Origin of the sequence: Paraburkholderia flagellata (genome assembly GCF_021390645.1) — a bacterium.
GTDB lineage: Bacteria > Pseudomonadota > Gammaproteobacteria > Burkholderiales > Burkholderiaceae > Paraburkholderia > Paraburkholderia flagellata.
The window spans coordinates 2983239-3002046 of sequence record NZ_JAJEJT010000001.1; the positions used below are offsets into that span (position 1 = coordinate 2983239).

The window sequence follows — 18808 nt, forward strand, 5'->3', positions numbered from 1 at the left end:
CTCGCACCACTGGAATACGTCGCGTAGTCAGTACTTCGGACTACTTCGCGACGAACTCGATGCGGCGGTTGTGAAAGCGGCCGCTCTCGGTGTCGTTGCTATCCACCGGATTCGCGTCGCCATAGCCCTGCGCCGCGAGCCTGCCGAGCGACACGCCCTGCGACGCGAGATAGGTGCGCACCGCGAACGCGCGCTGCTTCGAAAGCGCCAGGTTCGCCGCCTTGTCGCCCACGTTGTCCGAGTAGCCCGCCACTTCGAGCGAGACTGGCTGGCCGCGCTTCGCGCACGCGATGAGCGCACGCGCCGACTGGCGCAGATCGTCGGCTGCGGAGGCCGGCACGATCGAGCTGCCCGTCTTGAAGTTCACGACCTGCAGGTTGAGCACCTTCGCCACATCGGCGCCCGCGCACGAGCTGTCCGTGGCGAACAGGCCCTTCACGGCGTCGCGGAACGACTGCGTCGCGTCGGCCACGGCCTTCTGCGCGTTGAACACGCCGATGTCGAAGCCCGAGCCGAACAACGCCTTGAGCTTGTCGAGCCAGCCTGCCTTTGCGTCGGCGGCCGCGCCGCTCAACTCGACGTGGGTGCCGTCGATCTTCACTTCCGCGCCGGGCAGCGCCATGAGCGGCAGCAGGCCGTCGAGGTGCGCGAGCCACTCTGCGGGCTTCGTCGCTGCGTCGGCATTCACGTTGGCCGTGAACTTGCCTGCGCCGAACTGCTTCGTGAGAGCGTCGATCAGTTGCGTCTTCTCGGCTTCGGTGCCCACGGTCGCCGTGATCGCCGGCACGCCGGACTTGTCGACCGTGAACGACAGATGCGCGTCCTGGGTCGGCGCGGGAGCGGCATCGCTCGCAGTCGCGACCGTGCCGGAAGCGACCGCGCCAGAAGCGAGCGCGCCCGGTGTCGCTGCAGGCGCCGAAGCGTCATCGGCCTGCGATGCCGCATCCGATGCGGCGACCGCACCCGGCGCCATCGCGCTGGCCGAAGCGGGCTGAGCGGCGTCCTGCGTCGCCGCCTCATCGTGCTGGCACGAACGCAGCGCAAAGAAAGCGACGATCAGTGCAAGCGCGGCGAGCAGCCACCAGAGCCAGTGATGGCCGCGCTTCTCCTCGGCGATGGGCGGCGTAGAGTCGGCCACGGTCTGCGGCGGCACCGAGTCCGGCACCGGACGCACCACGGGGTGCGGATGATCGAGATGCGCGGAGACATCCTTCAGACGGCTCATGATCGAGCCCGCGAACGCGGCGGCGCTGCCAAGGCCAATGGCGCTCGCGAGATGGTCGGTCAGGCTCGCGTTGACCGAAGGGAGTTGATGGCCAAGCAGCGTCGGCAGTTGTCCGACGAAGCCCTGGGAAGCGGTGAAGTGCTGCTTGAGAATCCCCATAACGGCCGCGCCGACCACACCGGCGAGCGAGAAGGCTGTGGACTGGGGCGCGCCCGTCTGCGCGGCGACCGCGTCGGCGAGCGCGCCGACATTCGCGCCGGTGGCCTTCTGGAGCAGTTCGCGGCCGGTGGCTTCGAGCTGGCCCAGACCGGCCGTGCTCATGAGCAGTTCAGGCAGTTGCTTGCCGATCAGCGGATTGGCGTCGGACGACATGATGGTGGAAAAGAGGCTGCGCGCGCCTTCGGGCGTGGCGCCGCGATGCATGATGGCGGCCACGATGGCGGGTGCGGCGGCGCCAGCCACCTTGCGCGTGAAGTCGGGCGTAAGCCCGTAACGCGCTGCCATCGTCCTGACGACGTTGTCGCTCAGAACGGTTTCCAGCAGTTGAAAGACATTGATGCTCATCGAGGCGGACCCTCCAGTTCGCGGACGCGCCACCTGACACGCCCAAATGCGAGCGCGATTATAGGGAGTGCGAAATCTCGAAAAAGCACGCAAGCGGCAAACCGCACATTGTTTGACGAAAAGCCCTGAAAACAGGACTAGTCGCGACGCTGCACGATGCGGCGGTTGCAACGAGACGACGATGCGCCTCGCGAGCAAGCCTGCGATGACACACGCGATGAAGTAGGAAAAAGCGTAATCGTGCGTCAGGCGTCGGCGCGCTGAAGCGCCGTATCGCGCGCGTGTCTCGCTTGTGCGATGAAGTCGGCCGCACGCTCGCCGATCATCACGCTCGGCGCGTTCGTGTTGCCGCCGATGAGTGTCGGCATGACCGAGGCGTCGGCAATGCGCAGACCCGTCACGCCGCGCACGCGCAACTGCGGGTCGACGACGGAGCGCGCGTCGCCGCCCATGCGGCAGGTCGCGACGGGGTGATAGATCGTATCGGCATGGCGGGCAATCGTCTCGCGCAATTGCGCGTCGCTCTGCTCGCCATGCGTGTAGAGTTCGCGGCCGCCCAATTGCGCGAGCGCGGGCGCGTCGAGTATGCGCCGCGCGAGGCGGGCGCCCTGCGCGAGCGCGTCGAGATCGCGCGTATCGGAAAGAAAGCGCGGGTCGATCACGGGCGCCACGCGCGTCGGCGCTCGCGAGCGTGACCGTGCCGCGGCTTGCGGGGCGCAGCACGCATACGTGCAGCGAATAGCCGTGGCCCCAATGCAGGCGGCGGCTGTGATCGTCGACGAGCGCCGTGCAAAAGTGCAACTGCAGATCGGGCCGGTCGAGTTCAGGGCGGCTCTTCAGAAAGCCGCCCGCCTCCGCCACGTTGGTCGTGAGCATGCCGCGCCGCCCGCGCAGATAACGCACGAAGCCCGCGGTCATGCGCGCCGCGCCGCGCAGCGAGTAGCCCACGGTATCGCTCGAATGCACGCGCTTGTTGAAGGTGAAATCGATATGGTCGATCAGATTGCGGCCGACTTCGGGCGCGTCGTGGCGCACCGCAATGCCGAGTGCGCGCAGTTCGTCGGCGGGGCCGATGCCTGAGCACATGAGCACTTGCGGCGAGTTGAACGCGCCCGCCGCGAGGATCACCTCGGCGCGCGCCTGCAGCGTCTCGATCGCGCCGCCGCGCGCCAGTTCCACGCCGCTCGCGCGGCCGCCGTCGAAGGTCACGCGCAGGACCGTCGCGTTGGCGATCAGATGCAGGTTCGGCCGCTCGCGCGCATATAGATACGCACGCGCCACCGTACAGCGTTCGCCGCCGCGCTGCGTCACCTGATAGAAGCCGACGCCCTCCTGTTCCTCGCCATTGAAGTCGTCGTTCAGCGCAAAGCCCGCCTCACGCGCGGCCTCGACGAAGCGCGAGGCCACCGGATTGCGCTCGCGCAGGTCGGCGACACCTAGCGGGCCGCCCGCGCCATGCCACGCGCTCGCGCCACGCTCGTTGTCCTCGGCGCGCAAGAAGTGCGGCAGCACGTCGCGCCACGCCCAGCCCGTGCAGCCGAGCTGCGCCCATTCGTCGTAATCGAGCGGATGGCCGCGCGTGTAGATCATCGCGTTGATGGTGCTCGAGCCGCCAAAGCCGCGGCCGCGTGGCTGGTAACCGCGCCGTCCGGCGAGTCCCGGCTGCGGCACGGTTTCATAGGCGTAGTTGTTTTTCGTGCGAAACGGCACGAGCGCGGCGACGCCGAGCGGCATGTTGACGAACGGATTGCGCGCCGTGTGCGGCCCGGCTTCGACGAGCGCGATGCTCGCTTCCGGACAACGATCGGCCAGCCGGCCCGCCAGCGCCGCGCCGCCCGAACCGCCGCCTACGATGATGTAATCGTATTGCATCGTCTCCCTCCGGTCCCATGCATAGCGATCGGCCGGAGTTAGCGCTTTAGCGCTTACCCCGGTCCCACGCAAGCACGGTGGCGCGCTATTTGAACGCTCGTTCGTTTTCGGCTTCAATGGCGCATTGTAGGAAGCGTCTGATTTCGAGGTTAGCTTTTATGTCAGAGCATCCCCTCTAAATCTGACGTCGGATCGCCGCCTATGATGGAAGGCGGTTCAGCCGCCAGCGCTGAAGCCCGAAAGGTTCCAGCAGGCAGCAAAGGCAAAACACAACACGAACGGCCGCGCGTGAAGCACGCCGCGCCCGCAGCAGCAGCCTTGCATCGGAGACAGGCAGATGGACCCGACGGAACTCACACATCGCCCCGGCACGACCCACGAAGTCACGAATCAGGCGCCGCCGCTCGCCGACTACAACCTCTTCACCACCGACGCCGCGCTTGGCGAGGCCCTCGCGCGCGCGGGCGCGGACTGGCATCGCGAAACGCTCACGCGCCATGGCGAAACGCTCGGCAAAGCCGAAACGCTCGCGCTCGCCGACCTCGCCAACCGCCACGAGCCCGAACTGCACACGCACAGCCCGCGCGGCGAGCGTATCGACGCGATCGAATTCCACCCCGCCTGGCACGAACTGCTGGCGCTGCTGCGCGAGCAAGGGCTGCACGCATTGCCGTATTCGGACCCGCAGCCCGGCGCGATGGCCGCGCGCTGCGCGGGCTACTTCCTGCATGCGCAGCTCGAATCCGGGTCGCTGTGCCCGTTGACCATGACGTTCGCGAGCATCGCCGTGCTGCAGCGCGAACCGGCGCTGTTCGAAACGCTGCGCGCGCCGCTCTTCGCACGCGAGCACGACGCGCGCGACCTGCCGCTCGCGCAAAAGCGCTCGATGATGATCGGCATGGGCATGACGGAGAAGCAAGGCGGCTCGGACGTGCGCAGCAACCGCACCGAAGCGCGTCCGGCGGGCATCGAAACAGGACGCGGCGCCGCGTATCTGCTCACCGGGCACAAGTGGTTTTTCTCGGCGCCGCAGTGCGACGCGCATCTCGTGCTCGCGCGCTCGACCGAGCACGATGGCCTCTCCTGCTTCTTCGTGCCCCGCTACCGGCCGGACGGCACGAAAAACGCGGTGAATGTGCAGCGCCTGAAGAACAAGCTCGGCAACCGCTCAAATGCGAGCAGCGAAGTGGAATTCTTCGACGCGTACGGCGTCATGATCGGCGATGAAGGCCGCGGCGTGCCGACCATCATCGAGATGGCAAACTACACGCGGCTCGACTGCGTGATCGGCAGCGCGGCGCTCATGCGTGCGGCGCTCGTGCAGGCGATTCACCACGCGCGCTACCGCATCGCGTTCGGCCGTGTGCTTGCCGAACAGCCGCTCATGCAAAACGTGCTCGCCGATCTCGCGCTCGAATCGGAAGCGGCGACGGCGCTCTTCATGCGCCTTGCGCGCGCATTCGAAGACAGCGCCGACGCGAAACCGGGCGACACGGATGAGAAGTCGCTCGAAGCGCGCGCCTGGCGGCGCATCGTCACGCCAGCGGCGAAGTTCTGGGTCTGCAAGCGTGCGCTCGCGTTCACGGGCGAGGCCATGGAGGTATGGGGCGGCAACGGCTACGTCGAGGAAGGGCCGATGGCGCGCTTTTACCGCGAAGCGCCCGTCAATTCGATCTGGGAAGGCTCTGGCAATGTGATGTGCCTCGACGTCCTGCGCGCGCTGGAGCGCGAGGCCGACGCCGCCCAGGCGCTCTTTCTCGCGTGGCGCCGCGACGCGCAGACTCACCCGGTGCTGAACGCCGCGCTCGATCGCCTCTCGGTCCTGCTCAACGGCGCGCCGGGCACGCGCGAGGCGAGCGCGCGGCGCATCGCGCAGCAAATCGTGCTGATCGCGCAGGCAATGCTGCTGCGCGACGGGCCGCCGGAAGTGGCGCAAGCGTTCATCGCCACGCGCCTCGACGAGCACGACGCCGACTGCGACCGCGTATTCGGCACGCTGCCCGCGCGCTTCGACCACGCCGCGATCATCGAGCGGGCGTTCCCGTCGCGCTCAGCGTGACCCGATTGCATGACCCGATTTTGCGGTTCGCGCACGCGCCGCAGCGCGCGCGAACCCCACGAGGACCGACCATGAAGCAGGACCTGCCCGAAGACTTCGCCCGAAACGTCCACGACGCGCCCGAAGACCCGCGCGCCGCGCTCGATGCCCTGCTCGCCGCGCAGCGCGAAGCCTTCCTGCGTGACCCGTTCCCGTCCTGGGACGCACGCGCGCGCCATCTCAAGGCGCTGCGCGACGTGCTGTTCTCGCACCGCGACGCGCTCGCCGAGGCAATGAACGCCGACTTCGGCCAGCGCTCGAAGGCGGAGGTCGCGCTCGCGGAATTCGTCGTCCTCAAGCAGGAGATCGATGCGGCGCTCAGGCTCGGCGCGCGGTGGATGAAGCCGCGCCGCCAGCCGGTGGGCAAATGGCTGCTGCCGGGCCGCGCGAAGGTGGTGCCGCAGCCGCTTGGCGTGGCGGGCATCGTCGTGCCGTGGAACTACCCGCTGCTGCTCGCCGCGAGTCCGCTCGTGTGCGCGCTCGCGGCGGGCAATCGCGCGATGATCAAGATGTCGGAACTCACGCCGCGCACGTCCGCGCTCTTCGAGGAGCTGATCGGCAAGACTTTCGCCCGCGACCACGTGGCGGTCGTGAACGGCGACGCGACAGTCGGCGCCGCCTTCAGCGCGCTGCCGTTCGACCACTTGCTCTTCACCGGCTCGACGCGCGTGGGGCACGAGGTCATGCGCGCGGCCGCCGCGAACCTCACGCCGGTCACGCTCGAACTGGGCGGCAAGTCGCCCGTGATCATCGGCGAAGAAGCGCGCCTGAACTACGCCGTGGACAGCCTGCTGCTCGGCAAGACGCTGAACGCGGGGCAGACTTGCATCGCGCCGGACTACGTGCTGCTGCCGCGCGGCAAGGAGGAAGCGTTCATCGCTCGCGCGCGCACGCGCTTCGCCCAGCTCTACCCGGACTTCGCGAGCAACCGCGACTACACGTCGATCATCTCGGCGCGCCACTTCGAGCGCCTGCAACGTCTCGCCGACGAAGCGCAGGCAAGCGGCGCGCAACTGCACGCGCTCGGCACGCACGACGCCGCCACGCGGCGCTTCGCGCCCGTCATCGTGACGAGCGCCGGTGCGCAAACGGCGCTCATGCAGGAGGAAATCTTCGGGCCGCTCTTGCCGCTCGTGCCCTACGACACACTCGACGAGGCGTTGCGCTACGTGAACGCGCGCCCTCGCCCGCTCTCGCTCTACCTGTATGCCGACGACGCGCGCACGGTCGAGCGCGTGACGCGCGAAACGGTTGCGGGCGGAATGTCGGTGAACGAGACGCTCATGCATATCGCCGCCGAAGGGCTGCCGTTCGGCGGCGTCGGTGCGAGCGGCATGGGCGCATATCACGGCTACGAGGGCTTCGTCACGTTCTCGAAGATGAAGCCCGTCTTCACCCAGGCGCGGCTGAACGCGCGCGGGCTCATCGCGCCGCCCTACGGCAAGCGCTTCGCCCTGCTGATCAAGTTGATGTTGAAGGGTTGAACGGCAGAGCCGGGCGGCCGCTGCCGGTGCCGCCGACCCTGCGCACGTCGCTGATGTCACGCACGGCACTGCCGGCTGCGGCGTCGGCCGCCGAGCCGTTTTGCGCTTGCGCGGCCGCTTTGGCTTTCGCGTCGTTGTCCGCTTCGAGGCGATGCAGCCAGGCGAGCAGTTCGGCCACCGCCTGGTAAAGCTGCGGCGGGATCTTCGCGTCGAGGTCCACGCGCATGAGCAGCGAGACCATCTCCGGCGCTTCGTGCACGTAGAGGCCCGCTTCCTTCGCGCGTTGCACGATCATCTCCGCGACGAGGCCGTAGCCCTTGGCGACCACGCGCGGCGCGCCGTCGCCTTCGGGGGCGTCGTAGGCGAGCGCGGCGGCGCTCCTGCGGTGCGTGCGGCTCATTACAACTCCCAGTCCTGGTTCCGGTGATCGTTCGCGTCGGCACTCGTTCGCGTGGCGGACGCATCCGGCGCAGCGCCTGCCTGCGCGGCCTGCGTAGTCGATGCGGCGGAGGTGTCTTGCGCAGCGTAGGCGCTCGCGGCTCTCGCCGCCTCCGCCGGACTTGCCGCCGCGCCGCTGCCGATCTCGCGGATCGAAAGCCCGGCGAGCGTGAGGCCGAGCGCTTCGAGCCGCCCGCGAAGCGATTCGCTATCCGAGGTGAGGCGCGCGGCGCCGCCGGCACTCGCCTGCACGCGAACAGCGAGCGTCGAGCCAGTGAGCGTGAGTTCCGCGTCGACGGTGCCAAGCTTCGGCAGCGCGAGCGTGAGGCGCGTGCGCCATGGAATGTCGTCGGCGTCCACGGCGGACGCGCCCGAGTGCGGGTCGCGGGCGTCGTAATCGTCTTGCTGGATGCTCCAGTCCACGCGCACGCCCGGCCAGGCCTCGCCATTCCAGCGAAACTCGCCGGTCGCGAGCAGATCGAGCTGCTGGCGAACGAGCGGAATCACGGCCGGATGGACCGTCGGGCCGGCGGCCTGCGCTGCGGCCTCGTGCATGGCGGGCAGCAAGGTGTCGGCGAGCGCCGCGCGCGCCTGGGTCTGCGCTGTGGCCGCTTCGCCGTGCAGTTCCGCCAGCGCGGGGAACGCCCGCGCCAGTGCGGCATTGACCGCGCTTGCCGCATTCGGAGCATTGCCCGCGTCCCCGCGCGCGCTGCCCGGCGTGTTGGAGAACGTTTCAGTCCATTGCACGTCATCGATGTCCTCTGCGTCGAGGCTCCAGTCGAGCGGCAGTTGCGAATGGCCGCCGAGCAGGCGGTTCTGCGGCTCGTCGGCGAGTTCGGCGGGGGAGATCTGGCCGCGCAACCATTGCGCGAGGTGGGCTTCGTAGAAGAGTCCGCTCGTGCTCACGGTCTGCGCGAGCGACGCGGCGAGCGCGGCGACCGGGCCGGCTTGCGCGGCGGCTGCGGTTTGCGTGGTTTGTGCGGTTTGCGCAGTCTGGTTGCTTTGTCCGGCTTGCGGGCTTTGCGGGGACGCCGTTTGCGCGGAGGAAGCGGTCCCGGCGTCGGCCGTCCCCGCCGGCGCGTCGCCGGCCAGACTCCCGGCTGCGAGCGCCACGTCCGCGAGCAACGCGGCTTCCACCGCCTGCGCCTCTTCGCCGGCGAATCCCGGCAGCGGCGAAGCGGCCGCGCCGCCGGGCGCCGCGTCGGCATCGGGATTGGCCCAGAGCGGTGCGCTGCCCACCACGGCGGGCGTCGCTTCGCCGCCCGAGCGGACGATGGCGTCGAGCGCAATCGCAACCGCCGAAAGCACGGTCTGCGTGGAGTCCTGCGTACTGTTGCTGCTGGCTGCGGTGTCGGCGAGCGCGGCGGTGCCCGTTGCGAGCGCCGAGACGCCCGTTTGTGCCGCGCCGGAGGCGCCCTGCGGGCCGACTGGCGTGAGCGCCGCGATGCGGCTCGCAAGGAGCGCGGCGGCTCCGGTGTCGATTCCGTTCATGGTGTTCCGGATCTGCGCACGGCGCTGACCTGCCGGTTCATGGGGCGTTGCGCGCCGTCGCCTCGCGAGGCGTCACGCGCCGCGCTAGCGGGCTCCGTAGATTTCCTGCAAGACCCGCGCGGGCTGCACGGTGCCGTAAAAGAGCGCCGAAAGCCGCGCCATGCAAGGGCTTGCGAGATCGCGAATGGCGGCGTCGTCGGCGAGGATCTGGCGGATCAGCTCGTACTTGCGCGCCCGCTCGGAAACCGTGAGCCGCACCGCGGATTCGGCGTCCTTCAAGGCATCGACGAGGATCCGGTACTCCTCCTGCAAGCCGATCAGATCGTTCCAGTGCGCATCGCGCGCCGCGTTGAGCATCTGCTCCGACACGGCCGCTATCGCTTCGTAGCGGGCGAAGTAGTCTGCTTTTGAACTCATCTCATGAATGAGCCGTGCGATGACGCGGACGACTGTTCAGCCATCCTCGCCACTTCCGGCGCTATCCCCAACCAGGCTTCTTCGAGCGTAGCCAGCAGTCCGTCGACCTCGACCAGCATGGTCTCGCTCTGTTTAATATTGGCTTCCAGCAGGCGCTTCGTCATGTAGCTGTACAGCGAATTCAGGCGTTGAGCGATCTCGCCGCCCGCCTCGACGTTCAACGCGAGCTGAAGTCCGCTCTCGACAATCCGGATCGCCTTGGCGATCGCCTCGCAACGCGGGCCGACGTTGCCGGCCTGCAAATGCATACGTGCCTGCGCGATGGCCTGGCGCGCTCCCTGATACAGGAGCACGATCAGCTTGTGCGGGCTCGCACCCATGACCCCCGTTTCGACGCCCACGCGTGCGTAGGCGTTAGCTCCAGATTGGGCAGGGGAAAACATCGGCGCTTCTCCTTGATACGTTTGGCTTGAGTGCGGTCGTCCGACGCGCGGCGCATGCACGAGCGACGGACTCTTCTAGCCGGGTTATCGGAACGTAGGGGAGGAAGCTTTAGCGCGTTGACCTGGCAAAGGCCTCGGGCACCGTCACACCTGGATCTGCATGATGTCGGTGTAGGCGGCCACGAGCTTGTTGCGCACCTGCAATCCGAACTGGAAGCCAATGTTGGCTTTCTGCATGTCGACCATCACGTCGTTGAGCGACACATTGTTCGCACCGAGTTCGAACGCCTGCGACTCGCCAACGGCCTTCTGCTGGGCGTCGCTGATCTGGTCGAGTGACGACTTGAGCGCCGCCGCGAACCCGCCGGCCGTGGCCGCGCCCGACTTTTCGTCGGCTGCGGTGGGGCCGCCGGCCGCCTGGGTCGCCATGGACTGCATTTGGGCCAAGGCGGACGTGAGCGGGGATACTGGCACGGTCATGTTTGCTCCACGAAAAGGGGACATGCGGGGTATTCCGGGGACGAGCCCCAAGGCCGGAGTTTCAGCATTCCCGCGGCGATCCCGCGGGTCCGGCCGGCACGGCGCACTGACAGGACGCCGAATCTGGAGGAGAGCATAGCAGCGGGTCCGTTTCGGCAGCCCCGAAACTAGGGGGAAAACCCGGCTCTATTCGCGCAATCGGCTTGCCAGTGGCCCCGGATAATGCGTCACGTGAAAGTCTCCGCCATGCAAGGCGAGACCTGGAAGCCTCCGGAGATACCCGTCGCATGGATTCGACTGCCAATTCTTTGATCAACCCCGACGCCCGCATGGGCCTCGCCACCTCTGGCGCGGGCGCCGCGCCCGGCGCTGGCGCGGGCGCAGGCCTGGGCGGCGCGGAAGACCTCGGCGGCGGCTTCGCGCAACGCCTCGGTTCGCTCTCGTCGCTGCGCAGCGTACGCGGCAACCCGCGCGCACCGCTCATTTTTGCCGTGGCCGTGCTCGTGGCCGTGGTCGCAGGCCTCGTCCTGTGGTCGCGCGCGCCCGACTACAAGGTGCTGTACAGCAACCTGTCGGACCGCGACGGCGGCGCCATCATTACCGCGCTCCAGGCCGCAAACGTTCCCTACAAGTTCTCGGACGCCGGCGGCGCCATTCTCGTGCCCGCCGAGCAGGTCAACGAAATGCGCCTGCGCCTCGCCTCCCAGGGCCTGCCCAAGAACGGTTCGGTCGGCTTCGAGCTGATGGACAACCAGAAGTTCGGCATCAGCCAGTTCGCCGAGCAGGTCAACTACCAGCGCGCGCTCGAAGGCGAACTCGAACAAACCATTCAGTCGATCGCGAGCGTGAAGTCGGCGCGCGTGCATCTGGCGATTCCGAAGCCTTCGGTGTTCGTGCGCGAGCGCGAAGCGCCCTCGGCCTCGGTCCTCGTGAACCTGTTTCCGGGCCGCATTCTCGACGACGGCCAGGTCGCCGCGATCACGCACATGGTGGCGTCGGCGGTGCCGGACCTGCCGGTGCGCAACGTGACGGTGGTCGACCAGGACGGCAACCTCCTCACGCAGAGCGCCACGGGCGTGGGCCTCGACGCCTCGCAGCTCAAGTACGTGCGCCAGGTCGAACACGACACCCAGGCGCGCATCGACGCGATCCTTGCGCCCCTGTTCGGCGCCGGCAACGCGCGTTCGCAGGTGAGCGCCGACCTCGACTTCTCGAAGCTCGAACAGACCTCCGAAGCCTACGGTCCGAACGCCAACCCGCAAGCCGCCGCGATCCGCAGCCAGCAGCAGAACGTTTCGACGGAAATGCAGCAAAGCGGCGCGGGCGGCGTGCCCGGCGCGCTCACGAACCAGCCGCCGCAGCCGGCCTCGGCGCCGATCAACGCGCCGGCGGGTGCGAACGGCGCGTCGGCCCCGGTGCCGGTCTCCGATCATCGCGACACCACCACGAACTACGAGCTCGACAAGACCGTGCGCCACTATCAACAAGCGCCGGGCGACGTGAAGCGCCTGTCGGTCGCCGTGATCGTGAACTATCAGCAGAAGGTGGACGCCAAGGGCCACGCCACCATGCAGCCGCTCGACGCGCAGAAGCTCGCGCAGGTCGAGCAGCTCGTGAAGGACGCCATGGGCTACGACGCCAAGCGCGGCGACTCGGTGAACGTCGTGAACGCCGCGTTCCAGACTGAAGTCGACCCGAACGCGAACCTGCCGTGGTGGCGTCAGCCCGACATCCTCGCCCTGGCCAAGCAGATTGCGACGTGGCTCGGCATCGGCGCGGTGGCCCTTTTCCTCTATTTCGTGATGGTGAAGCCGGCGCTGCGCCGCGCCTTCCCGCCGCCCGAGCCGGTTGCGCCTTCGCTGCCCGGCATGGCCGACGGCGAGCCGTTGCTGCTCGACGGCATCCCCGAAGCCGCGCGCCTCGGCGGCGCCGGCGCGGAAGGCGAAGAAAACGCGGACAACGAAGCCGCCCTGCTCGCCTTCGAAAGCGAGAAGAACAAATTTGAACGCAACCTGGAATACGCGCGCAACATCGCGCGCCAGGATCCGAAGATCGTCGCAACCGTCGTGAAGAGCTGGGTGAACGATGAACGCTGAAGGCGCAACCAAGAGCGCGCTGCTGCTCATGTCGATCGGCGAACAGGAGGCCTCCGAGGTCTTCAAGTTCCTCGGTCCGCGCGAAGTGCAGAAAATCGGCGCCGCAATGGCGGCGCTCAAGAACGTCAAGCGCGAAGAGATCGAGATCGTGCTGCAGGACTTCGTCAAGGAAGCCGAGCAGCACACCGGCTTCTCGCTCGACTCGAACGACTACATCCGCAACGTGCTGAACAAGGCGCTGGGCGAGGACAAGGCCGGCGCGATCATCGACCGCATTCTGCAAGGCGGCGACACGAGCGGCATTGAAGGCCTCAAGTGGATGGATTCGGGGTCGGTGGCCGAACTCATCAAGAACGAGCACCCGCAGATCATCGCGACGATCCTCGTGCACCTCGACCGCGACCAGGCCTCGGAAATCGCCTCGTGCTTCTCCGAGCGTCTGCGCAACGACGTGCTGCTGCGTATCGCGACGCTCGACGGCATCCAGCCGCAGGCGCTGCGCGAACTCGACGACGTGCTCACGAACCTCCTCTCGGGCAGCGACAACCTCAAGCGCAGCCCGATGGGTGGCATCCGCACCGCGGCCGAAATCCTCAACTTCATGACGAGCCAGCACGAAGAAGGGGTGATCGAGAACGTCCGCCAGTACGACGCGGAACTCGCGCAGAAGATCATCGATCAGATGTTCGTGTTCGAAAACCTGCTCGACCTCGAAGACCGCGCCATCCAGCTGCTGCTCAAGGAAGTCGAGTCGGAGTCGCTCATTATTTCGCTCAAGGGTGCGCCGCCCGCGTTGCGCACCAAGTTCCTCTCGAACATGTCGCAGCGTGCGGCCGAACTGCTCGCCGAAGACCTCGACGCACGCGGTCCGGTGCGCGTCTCGGAAGTCGAGGCGCAGCAGCGCCGCATCCTGCAGATCGTGCGCAATCTCGCCGAGAGCGGCCAGATCGTTCTAGGCGGCAAGGCGGAAGACGCTTATGTCTGACAGCAGCTCCGCGAACAGCCATCGCTCGGCGTATCAGCGCTGGGAGATGGCCTCGTTCGACCCGCCGCCTCCCCCGCCGCCGCCGCCCACGCCCGACGAAACGGCCGCGTTCGAAGCGCAGCTCCACGCGCTGCGCGACGCGGCGCACCAGGAAGGATTGCGCTCCGGCCATGTGGCGGGCCAGGCGCTCGGCTATCAGGCCGGGCACGAGCAGGGGCGCCAGCAGGGCTTCGAGCAAGGCCAGGCCGAGGCGCGCGCGCAAGCGGCGCAGCTCGCGGCGCTCGCGAGCCGCTTTAGCGATGCGCTCGAGACGGCGCAGGCCGGCGTGGCCGAGACGCTCGTCGAGCTTGCGCTCGACATCGCGCAGCAGGTCGTGCGCCAGCACGTTCAGCACGACCCGACGGCGCTCGTCGCAGTCGCGCGCGAAGTGCTCGTGGCCGAGCCGCAGCTCGCCGGCTCCCCGCAGCTCGTGGTGAGCCCCGCCGATCTGCCGATCGTCGAGGCCTACCTGCTGGACAACCTTCAGACGCGCGGCTGGAGCGTGCGCACCGACCCGACGATCGAGCGCGGCGGCTGCCGCGCGCAGGCCGCGACGGGCGAAACCGACGCCAGCATCCGCACGCGCTGGGAGCGCGTGACGGCCGCGCTCGGCAAGGCGCGGCCATGGTGAACCACCCCCAACCGCCGAGCCATCAGGCGATCCACACGGGCGGCCTCACGCCGCTCGAGCAGGAACTCGCGCTCGCGTCGTTTGGCCCGCTCGCGAGCGACCCCGCGCAACTGGGCGCGCTGCTCGTGGGCGACCTCGACATCCCGAGCAAGCGCGAGGCGCGGGAGCTGGGCGCCATCGACGCGATCGACGCCGCGCTAGCCGCGGACAGCGCCGATGCACTGCCAGGCCTGACGGGTCCCGGCGCGACCGGCATACCGCCCGAGGTCGAGGCCAAAGCCCCGCCCGCGCCCTACGTGCCGCCAGCAAACTACGACCCGGCCAACCCGTTCCTGACGACGTGGAACGCGCAACTGCGCGGCGTGCGCGAGCGCAACGCGCTCGCCCTGCCGCTGCGCGGCTGCGGGCGTCTCACGCGCGCAGCGGGCCTCGTGCTCGAAGCGGTGGGACTGCGCCTCGCCGTGGGCGCCGAGGTGATGATCGAACTGCCGCCGGGCAGTTCGCTGCCGATGGCCGAAGCGGAAGTGGTCGGTTTCGGCGGCGACAAACTCTTTCTGATGCCGACGACCGAAGTCGCAGGCCTGTTGCCCGGCGCGCGCGTCTGGCCGCTGGAAACCGCGCCGATCGCCGACCCGAAAGCGGGCGCGAAGCGCCTGCCGGTGGGCTGGGGTATGCTCGGCCGCGTGGTCGACGCCTCGGGCCGCCCGCTCGACGGCCTGGGTCCCCTGAACACCGAAGCCGATGCGCCGCTCACCGCGCCCGTCATCAATCCGCTGAACCGCGAGCCGATCCACAAGGTGCTCGATGTGGGCGTGCGCGCGATCAACTCGCTGCTCACGGTCGGGCGCGGCCAGCGCATGGGCCTCTTCGCGGGCTCGGGCGTGGGTAAATCGGTGCTGCTCGGCACGATGGCGCGCGCGACCAGCGCGGAGGTCATCGTCATCGGCCTGATCGGCGAGCGGGGCCGCGAAGTGAAGGAATTCATCGAGCAGATCCTCGGCGAGGACGGGCTCGCGCGCTCGGTCGTCGTGGCCGCGCCTGCCGATGTTTCGCCGCTCCTGCGCCTGCAGGCCGCCGCGTACACCACGTCGCTCGCCGAGTATTTCCGCGACCAGGGCAAGCACGTGCTGCTGCTCATGGACTCGCTCACGCGCTATGCGATGGCGCAGCGCGAGATCGCACTCGCCATCGGCGAGCCGCCCGCGACCAAGGGCTATCCGCCTTCGGTGTTCGCGAAGCTGCCGGCGCTCGTCGAGCGCACCGGCAACGGCCCCGAGGGCGGCGGCTCGATCACGGCGTTCTACACCGTGCTCACCGAAGGCGACGACCAGCAGGACCCGATCGCCGACTCGGCGCGCGCGATTCTCGACGGCCACATCGTGCTCTCGCGTGCGCTCGCCGAGGCGGGACACTATCCGGCCATCGACATCGAGGCTTCGATCAGCCGCGCGATGACCGCGCTGATCGACGACCAGCATCTGAACCAGACGCGCGCGCTCAAGCAGATGCTTTCGCGCTACCAGCGCAACCGCGACCTCATCAACGTGGGTGCGTACGTGAGCGGGCGCGACGCCGTGCTCGACCGCGCGATCGCGCTGTATCCGCGCATCGAGGCCTTTCTTCAGCAGGGTTTTCGCGAAACCGCGAACTATGATCAGAGCGTCGAGATGCTCGGCCAGTTGATCGGAGCCAGGACATGACGAAACAGACCGCGCTGCAAACCTTGATCGGCCTCGCGCAGGACGACGTCGACGCCGCCACGCAAAAGCTCGGGCGCGTGCAGCGCGAGCGCGGCGACGTCGAAAAGCAGTTGGAAGCGCTCATCACCTATCGCGACGAGTATCACATGCGCTTCACCGAATCGGCGCGCAGTGGCATGGCCGCGGGCAACGTGCGCAACTTCCAGGCATTCATCGACACGCTCGACTCGGCGATCGAGCAACAGCGGCGCCTGCTCGAGCAGGCTACCGCCCGCGTGGAGGCCGCCAAGCCCGAATGGCAGCGCAGCAAGCAGAAGCTCGGCTCGTACGAGGTCCTGCAAACCCGCCATGACGATGTGCAGGCCCGCAAGGACGCCCGCCTCGAACAGCGCGACGCCGACGAGCACGCCGCCCGCGTGCTGCGCATGCGAACGTCGCAACATCCGTAATACGTTTTCGAGGCCGCCAGCATGTCGCTCCTCTCTTCTCTCTCCTCGATGTTCGGCGCCGCCGCGGACGCGGTGACGGGCAATTCCGCATCGAACGCCGTGGCAAACACGGCGTCGAACGCCATCGGCCAGACGGACGCCGCCAGCCAGGGTTTCGCGCAGACGCTGCAGCAGCAGATGAACGCGCAAAGCGCGCAGGCCAGCCAGAACGCCCAGGCGGCGCAAAGCGCGCAGTCGAATGCCGCACAATCGGCGGCCGCCGCGCAGTCGAGCTCGAACGCGTCGAGCAGCAATGCCTCGCAAAGCAGCAACAACAGCAGCAGCAGCGCCTCGCAGACGTCAAGCTCGAACTCGAGCCCGAGCACGCAGGCCAGTTCGAGCGCCGATCGCCGCGCCGCCGCGCGCGTGCAGCAAAAGCAGGCCGCGGACGCAGGCGCGCAAGCCGCTGCGGCTCAGGCGCAGCAAGCGCTGCAGGCGCAACAGGCCCAGACCGACACGAGCACCGACGCGAACGCCGACGGCAGCCAGGCAAGCAGCCAGCCGAGCAGCGACAGCACGCTCGCAGGCGTGGCGTCCGCCGCTGCCGCGGCGGCAGCCACAGCAGCAGCCGGCGCGGCAAGCGCGGCAGGCGACGGCACGGCCACGGGCAGCGCTGCTAGCGTCACCTCGAAGTCGATGCACGATGCCCTTCAAGCCGCGCTCGCGCAACTGCGCGGCGGCGCGGGCGCGCTCCCCACGCACGTGGCGAATACGGCAGGCGCCGCGGCAAACACCGCAACCATGGCCAGCACCGGCGCAGGCTCGGGCATCGCCAGCAGCTTCGCTACGCATTTGAGCGCGAACGCCCAAAGCAAGGCGTTCGGCACGGCAATGAGCAGCGGCGCGAGTGCCGACGCGGCCAAGGGCGTCCCGACGAGCGCGGCCAACACCGCGAAGGCCGCAACCGACGCGCTCACGGCAGCGGCGCAGCAGCAGGCAGGCGCCGCCACGCAGACCGATGCCACGGCGAGCACGGCCACGACCGACGCGCTCGCCGCAACCCAGGCCGCAGCGGTCGCCGCCGCGACGGCCGCGCAGGCCCAGGCCGCTCAGGCGGCTAGCGCAACCTCGAATCCGGCGGCCGCGGCCGCCGCCTCCGCGTCGATCGCGCCACAGGTCGGCACGAACGACTGGGAAGACGCGCTCAGCCAGAAGGTGGTGTTCCTCTCGAATGCGCACCAGCAGTCGGCGGAACTCACGCTCAACCCGAAGGATCTCGGACCGCTCCAGGTCGTCCTCCAGGTCAGCGAAAGCCACGCGCACGCCCTATTCGTCTCGCAGCACCAGCAGGTGCGCGAGGCCGTCGAGGCGGCCCTGCCGAAGCTGCGCGAGGCCATGGAGCAAAACGGCATCGGCCTGGGCAGCGCGAGCGTGAGCGACGGCTTCTCGCGGCAAATGAACCAGCAGGCGCAGCAGGACGGCAGCCGCTCGGGCCGCTCGGGCGGTTCCGGTTCGGGCTCGGGCAGCACGCTGAGCGCGGCGGACGCCGTGGACGACACGAGCAGCGCCAGCGCGAGCGTCACGCAGCGCTCCGTCGGCCTGATCGACACGTTCGCCTGACCCGCTTCCGGCCATTTCCCCTCTGCCGGACCTTCCCGGCCGGACCTTCCAGGTAACATTGGGCAACGCAGCCGCGCACGCGGCTGCCTGCGTCTTCCCAGCGCTCGCATCGCACGCCCGGCTTGCCGCGGCGCGCAACAAAGCCAGGAGATAGCCGGAATTCCCCCGTCTATTCCTCCCATCGCTGAAAGGCAAAAGCCGGAACAATGCAGCATGCCCGGACTGACCATCAGGTCGGCGCTCCGGACCCTTGCAAGCATCCCAGGCTGACTTTCCGACATGGCGACCACCACCGCATCCCAGCAAGCCGCGCCCCAAAGCGCGAAACCCGGACCGATGAAGCGCATTCTCCTCATCGCGCTCATTGCGATCCTCGCCGCCGCCGCGGCGGGCGGCGCGACGTGGTTCTTCATGTCGCGCCACGCAGCGAGCGCACCGGCCGCGCCGGCCGCAGCGCCCCCGGTCACATCCGTCTATTACGCGCTCGAGCCGATGACCGTCAACCTGCAGACCGACGACGGCGAATCGCATTATCTGCGCATCGGCCTCACGCTCAAGCTCGACAGCCAGGCCACCCAGGACGCGCTCGTCGCCCGCATGCCCGAGATCCGCAGCCGCCTGTTGCTCGCGCTCTCGAACAAGCATCCGTCCGACCTCGCGCCGCTCGACGGCAAGCGTGCGCTCGCCACCGAGCTAGCCGTGCTGATCTCGCAGCCTTCGGCCGAAAATGAAAAGCCGATGCACGTCGACGACGTGCTGTTCACCGAATTCGTCGTCCAGTGAGCGTGACTGAAATG

General features: G+C 68.5%; 15 protein-coding genes and 1 pseudogene. 9 read left to right on the forward strand and 7 right to left on the reverse strand.

The features are described from left to right. Positions 1-40 precede the first annotated feature (40 nt). On the reverse strand, positions 41-1789 hold the full coding sequence (locus L0U83_RS13465; RefSeq protein WP_267939242.1) for an OmpA family protein: 1749 nt from the start codon (positions 1787-1789) through the stop codon (positions 41-43). A gap of 245 nt (positions 1790-2034) precedes the next feature. Continuing rightward, positions 2035-3661, reverse strand: a pseudogene (locus L0U83_RS13470) (GMC family oxidoreductase). 337 nt (positions 3662-3998) lie between these two features. Between L0U83_RS13470 and L0U83_RS13475 the strand changes: the two are divergent. Further along, positions 3999-5720 (forward strand): isovaleryl-CoA dehydrogenase, encoded by a 1722-nt coding sequence (locus L0U83_RS13475; RefSeq protein ID WP_233883286.1) that lies wholly within the window; start codon positions 3999-4001, stop codon positions 5718-5720. 71 nt (positions 5721-5791) lie between these two features. Next, positions 5792-7243: a coniferyl aldehyde dehydrogenase gene (locus L0U83_RS13480; RefSeq protein ID WP_233883289.1), complete on the forward strand. Its 1452-nt coding sequence runs from the start codon at positions 5792-5794 to the stop codon at positions 7241-7243. Here the strand turns inward: L0U83_RS13480 and L0U83_RS13485 are convergent. The 5 genes from L0U83_RS13485 to fliE form a co-directional block, all read right to left on the reverse strand. Further along, the gene (locus L0U83_RS13485) at positions 7221-7643 is read right to left on the reverse strand and encodes an EscU/YscU/HrcU family type III secretion system export apparatus switch protein (RefSeq protein WP_233883297.1); all 423 of its coding nucleotides are present in this window, start codon (positions 7641-7643) and stop codon (positions 7221-7223) included. The two genes, L0U83_RS13480 and L0U83_RS13485, sit on opposite strands and share 23 nt — an antisense overlap. Beyond that, the gene (gene fliK / locus L0U83_RS13490) at positions 7643-9172 is read right to left on the reverse strand and encodes a flagellar hook-length control protein FliK (RefSeq protein WP_233883298.1); all 1530 of its coding nucleotides are present in this window, start codon (positions 9170-9172) and stop codon (positions 7643-7645) included. Before fliK ends, L0U83_RS13485 begins: the two co-directional genes overlap by 1 nt. An 84-nt stretch (positions 9173-9256) precedes the next feature. Next, positions 9257-9589, reverse strand: a complete 333-nt coding sequence (locus L0U83_RS13495; RefSeq protein WP_233883299.1) for a flagellar protein FliT — start codon at positions 9587-9589, stop codon at positions 9257-9259. Then, entirely contained in the window at positions 9586-10032 is a 447-nt protein-coding gene (gene fliS, locus L0U83_RS13500) for a flagellar export chaperone FliS (RefSeq protein WP_233883300.1), read from the reverse strand. The genes L0U83_RS13495 and fliS overlap by 4 nt, the downstream gene beginning before the upstream one ends. Positions 10033-10176: 144 nt before the next feature. Further along, positions 10177-10512 (reverse strand): flagellar hook-basal body complex protein FliE, encoded by a 336-nt coding sequence (fliE, locus tag L0U83_RS13505; protein WP_069264308.1) that lies wholly within the window; start codon positions 10510-10512, stop codon positions 10177-10179. A 287-nt stretch (positions 10513-10799) separates the two neighbouring features. On the opposite strand from fliE, the gene fliF reads away from it, so the two are divergent. From fliF to fliL, 7 genes are all read left to right on the forward strand, one after another. Further along, positions 10800-12608 (forward strand): flagellar basal-body MS-ring/collar protein FliF, encoded by a 1809-nt coding sequence (gene fliF / locus L0U83_RS13510; RefSeq protein ID WP_233883301.1) that lies wholly within the window; start codon positions 10800-10802, stop codon positions 12606-12608. Further along, positions 12598-13593 carry a flagellar motor switch protein FliG gene (gene fliG / locus L0U83_RS13515; protein WP_233883302.1) on the forward strand — a complete coding sequence of 332 codons (996 nt, stop codon included), beginning with the start codon at positions 12598-12600 and terminating at the stop codon, positions 13591-13593. The genes fliF and fliG overlap by 11 nt, the downstream gene beginning before the upstream one ends. After that, the gene (gene fliH / locus L0U83_RS13520) at positions 13586-14263 is read left to right on the forward strand and encodes a flagellar assembly protein FliH (RefSeq protein ID WP_233883303.1); all 678 of its coding nucleotides are present in this window, start codon (positions 13586-13588) and stop codon (positions 14261-14263) included. Before fliG ends, fliH begins: the two co-directional genes overlap by 8 nt. Beyond that, complete coding sequence (fliI, locus tag L0U83_RS13525; RefSeq protein WP_233883304.1) at positions 14257-15963, forward strand: flagellar protein export ATPase FliI; 1707 nt, start codon at positions 14257-14259, stop codon at positions 15961-15963. Before fliH ends, fliI begins: the two co-directional genes overlap by 7 nt. Further along, entirely contained in the window at positions 15960-16412 is a 453-nt protein-coding gene (gene fliJ, locus L0U83_RS13530) for a flagellar export protein FliJ (protein ID WP_233883305.1), read from the forward strand. The genes fliI and fliJ overlap by 4 nt, the downstream gene beginning before the upstream one ends. A gap of 21 nt (positions 16413-16433) precedes the next feature. Continuing rightward, positions 16434-18011 (forward strand): flagellar hook-length control protein FliK, encoded by a 1578-nt coding sequence (locus tag L0U83_RS13535; RefSeq protein ID WP_233883306.1) that lies wholly within the window; start codon positions 16434-16436, stop codon positions 18009-18011. 279 nt (positions 18012-18290) lie between these two features. Beyond that, entirely contained in the window at positions 18291-18794 is a 504-nt protein-coding gene (gene fliL / locus L0U83_RS13540; RefSeq protein WP_233883307.1) for a flagellar basal body-associated protein FliL, read from the forward strand. The last annotated feature ends 14 nt before the right edge of the window (positions 18795-18808 follow it).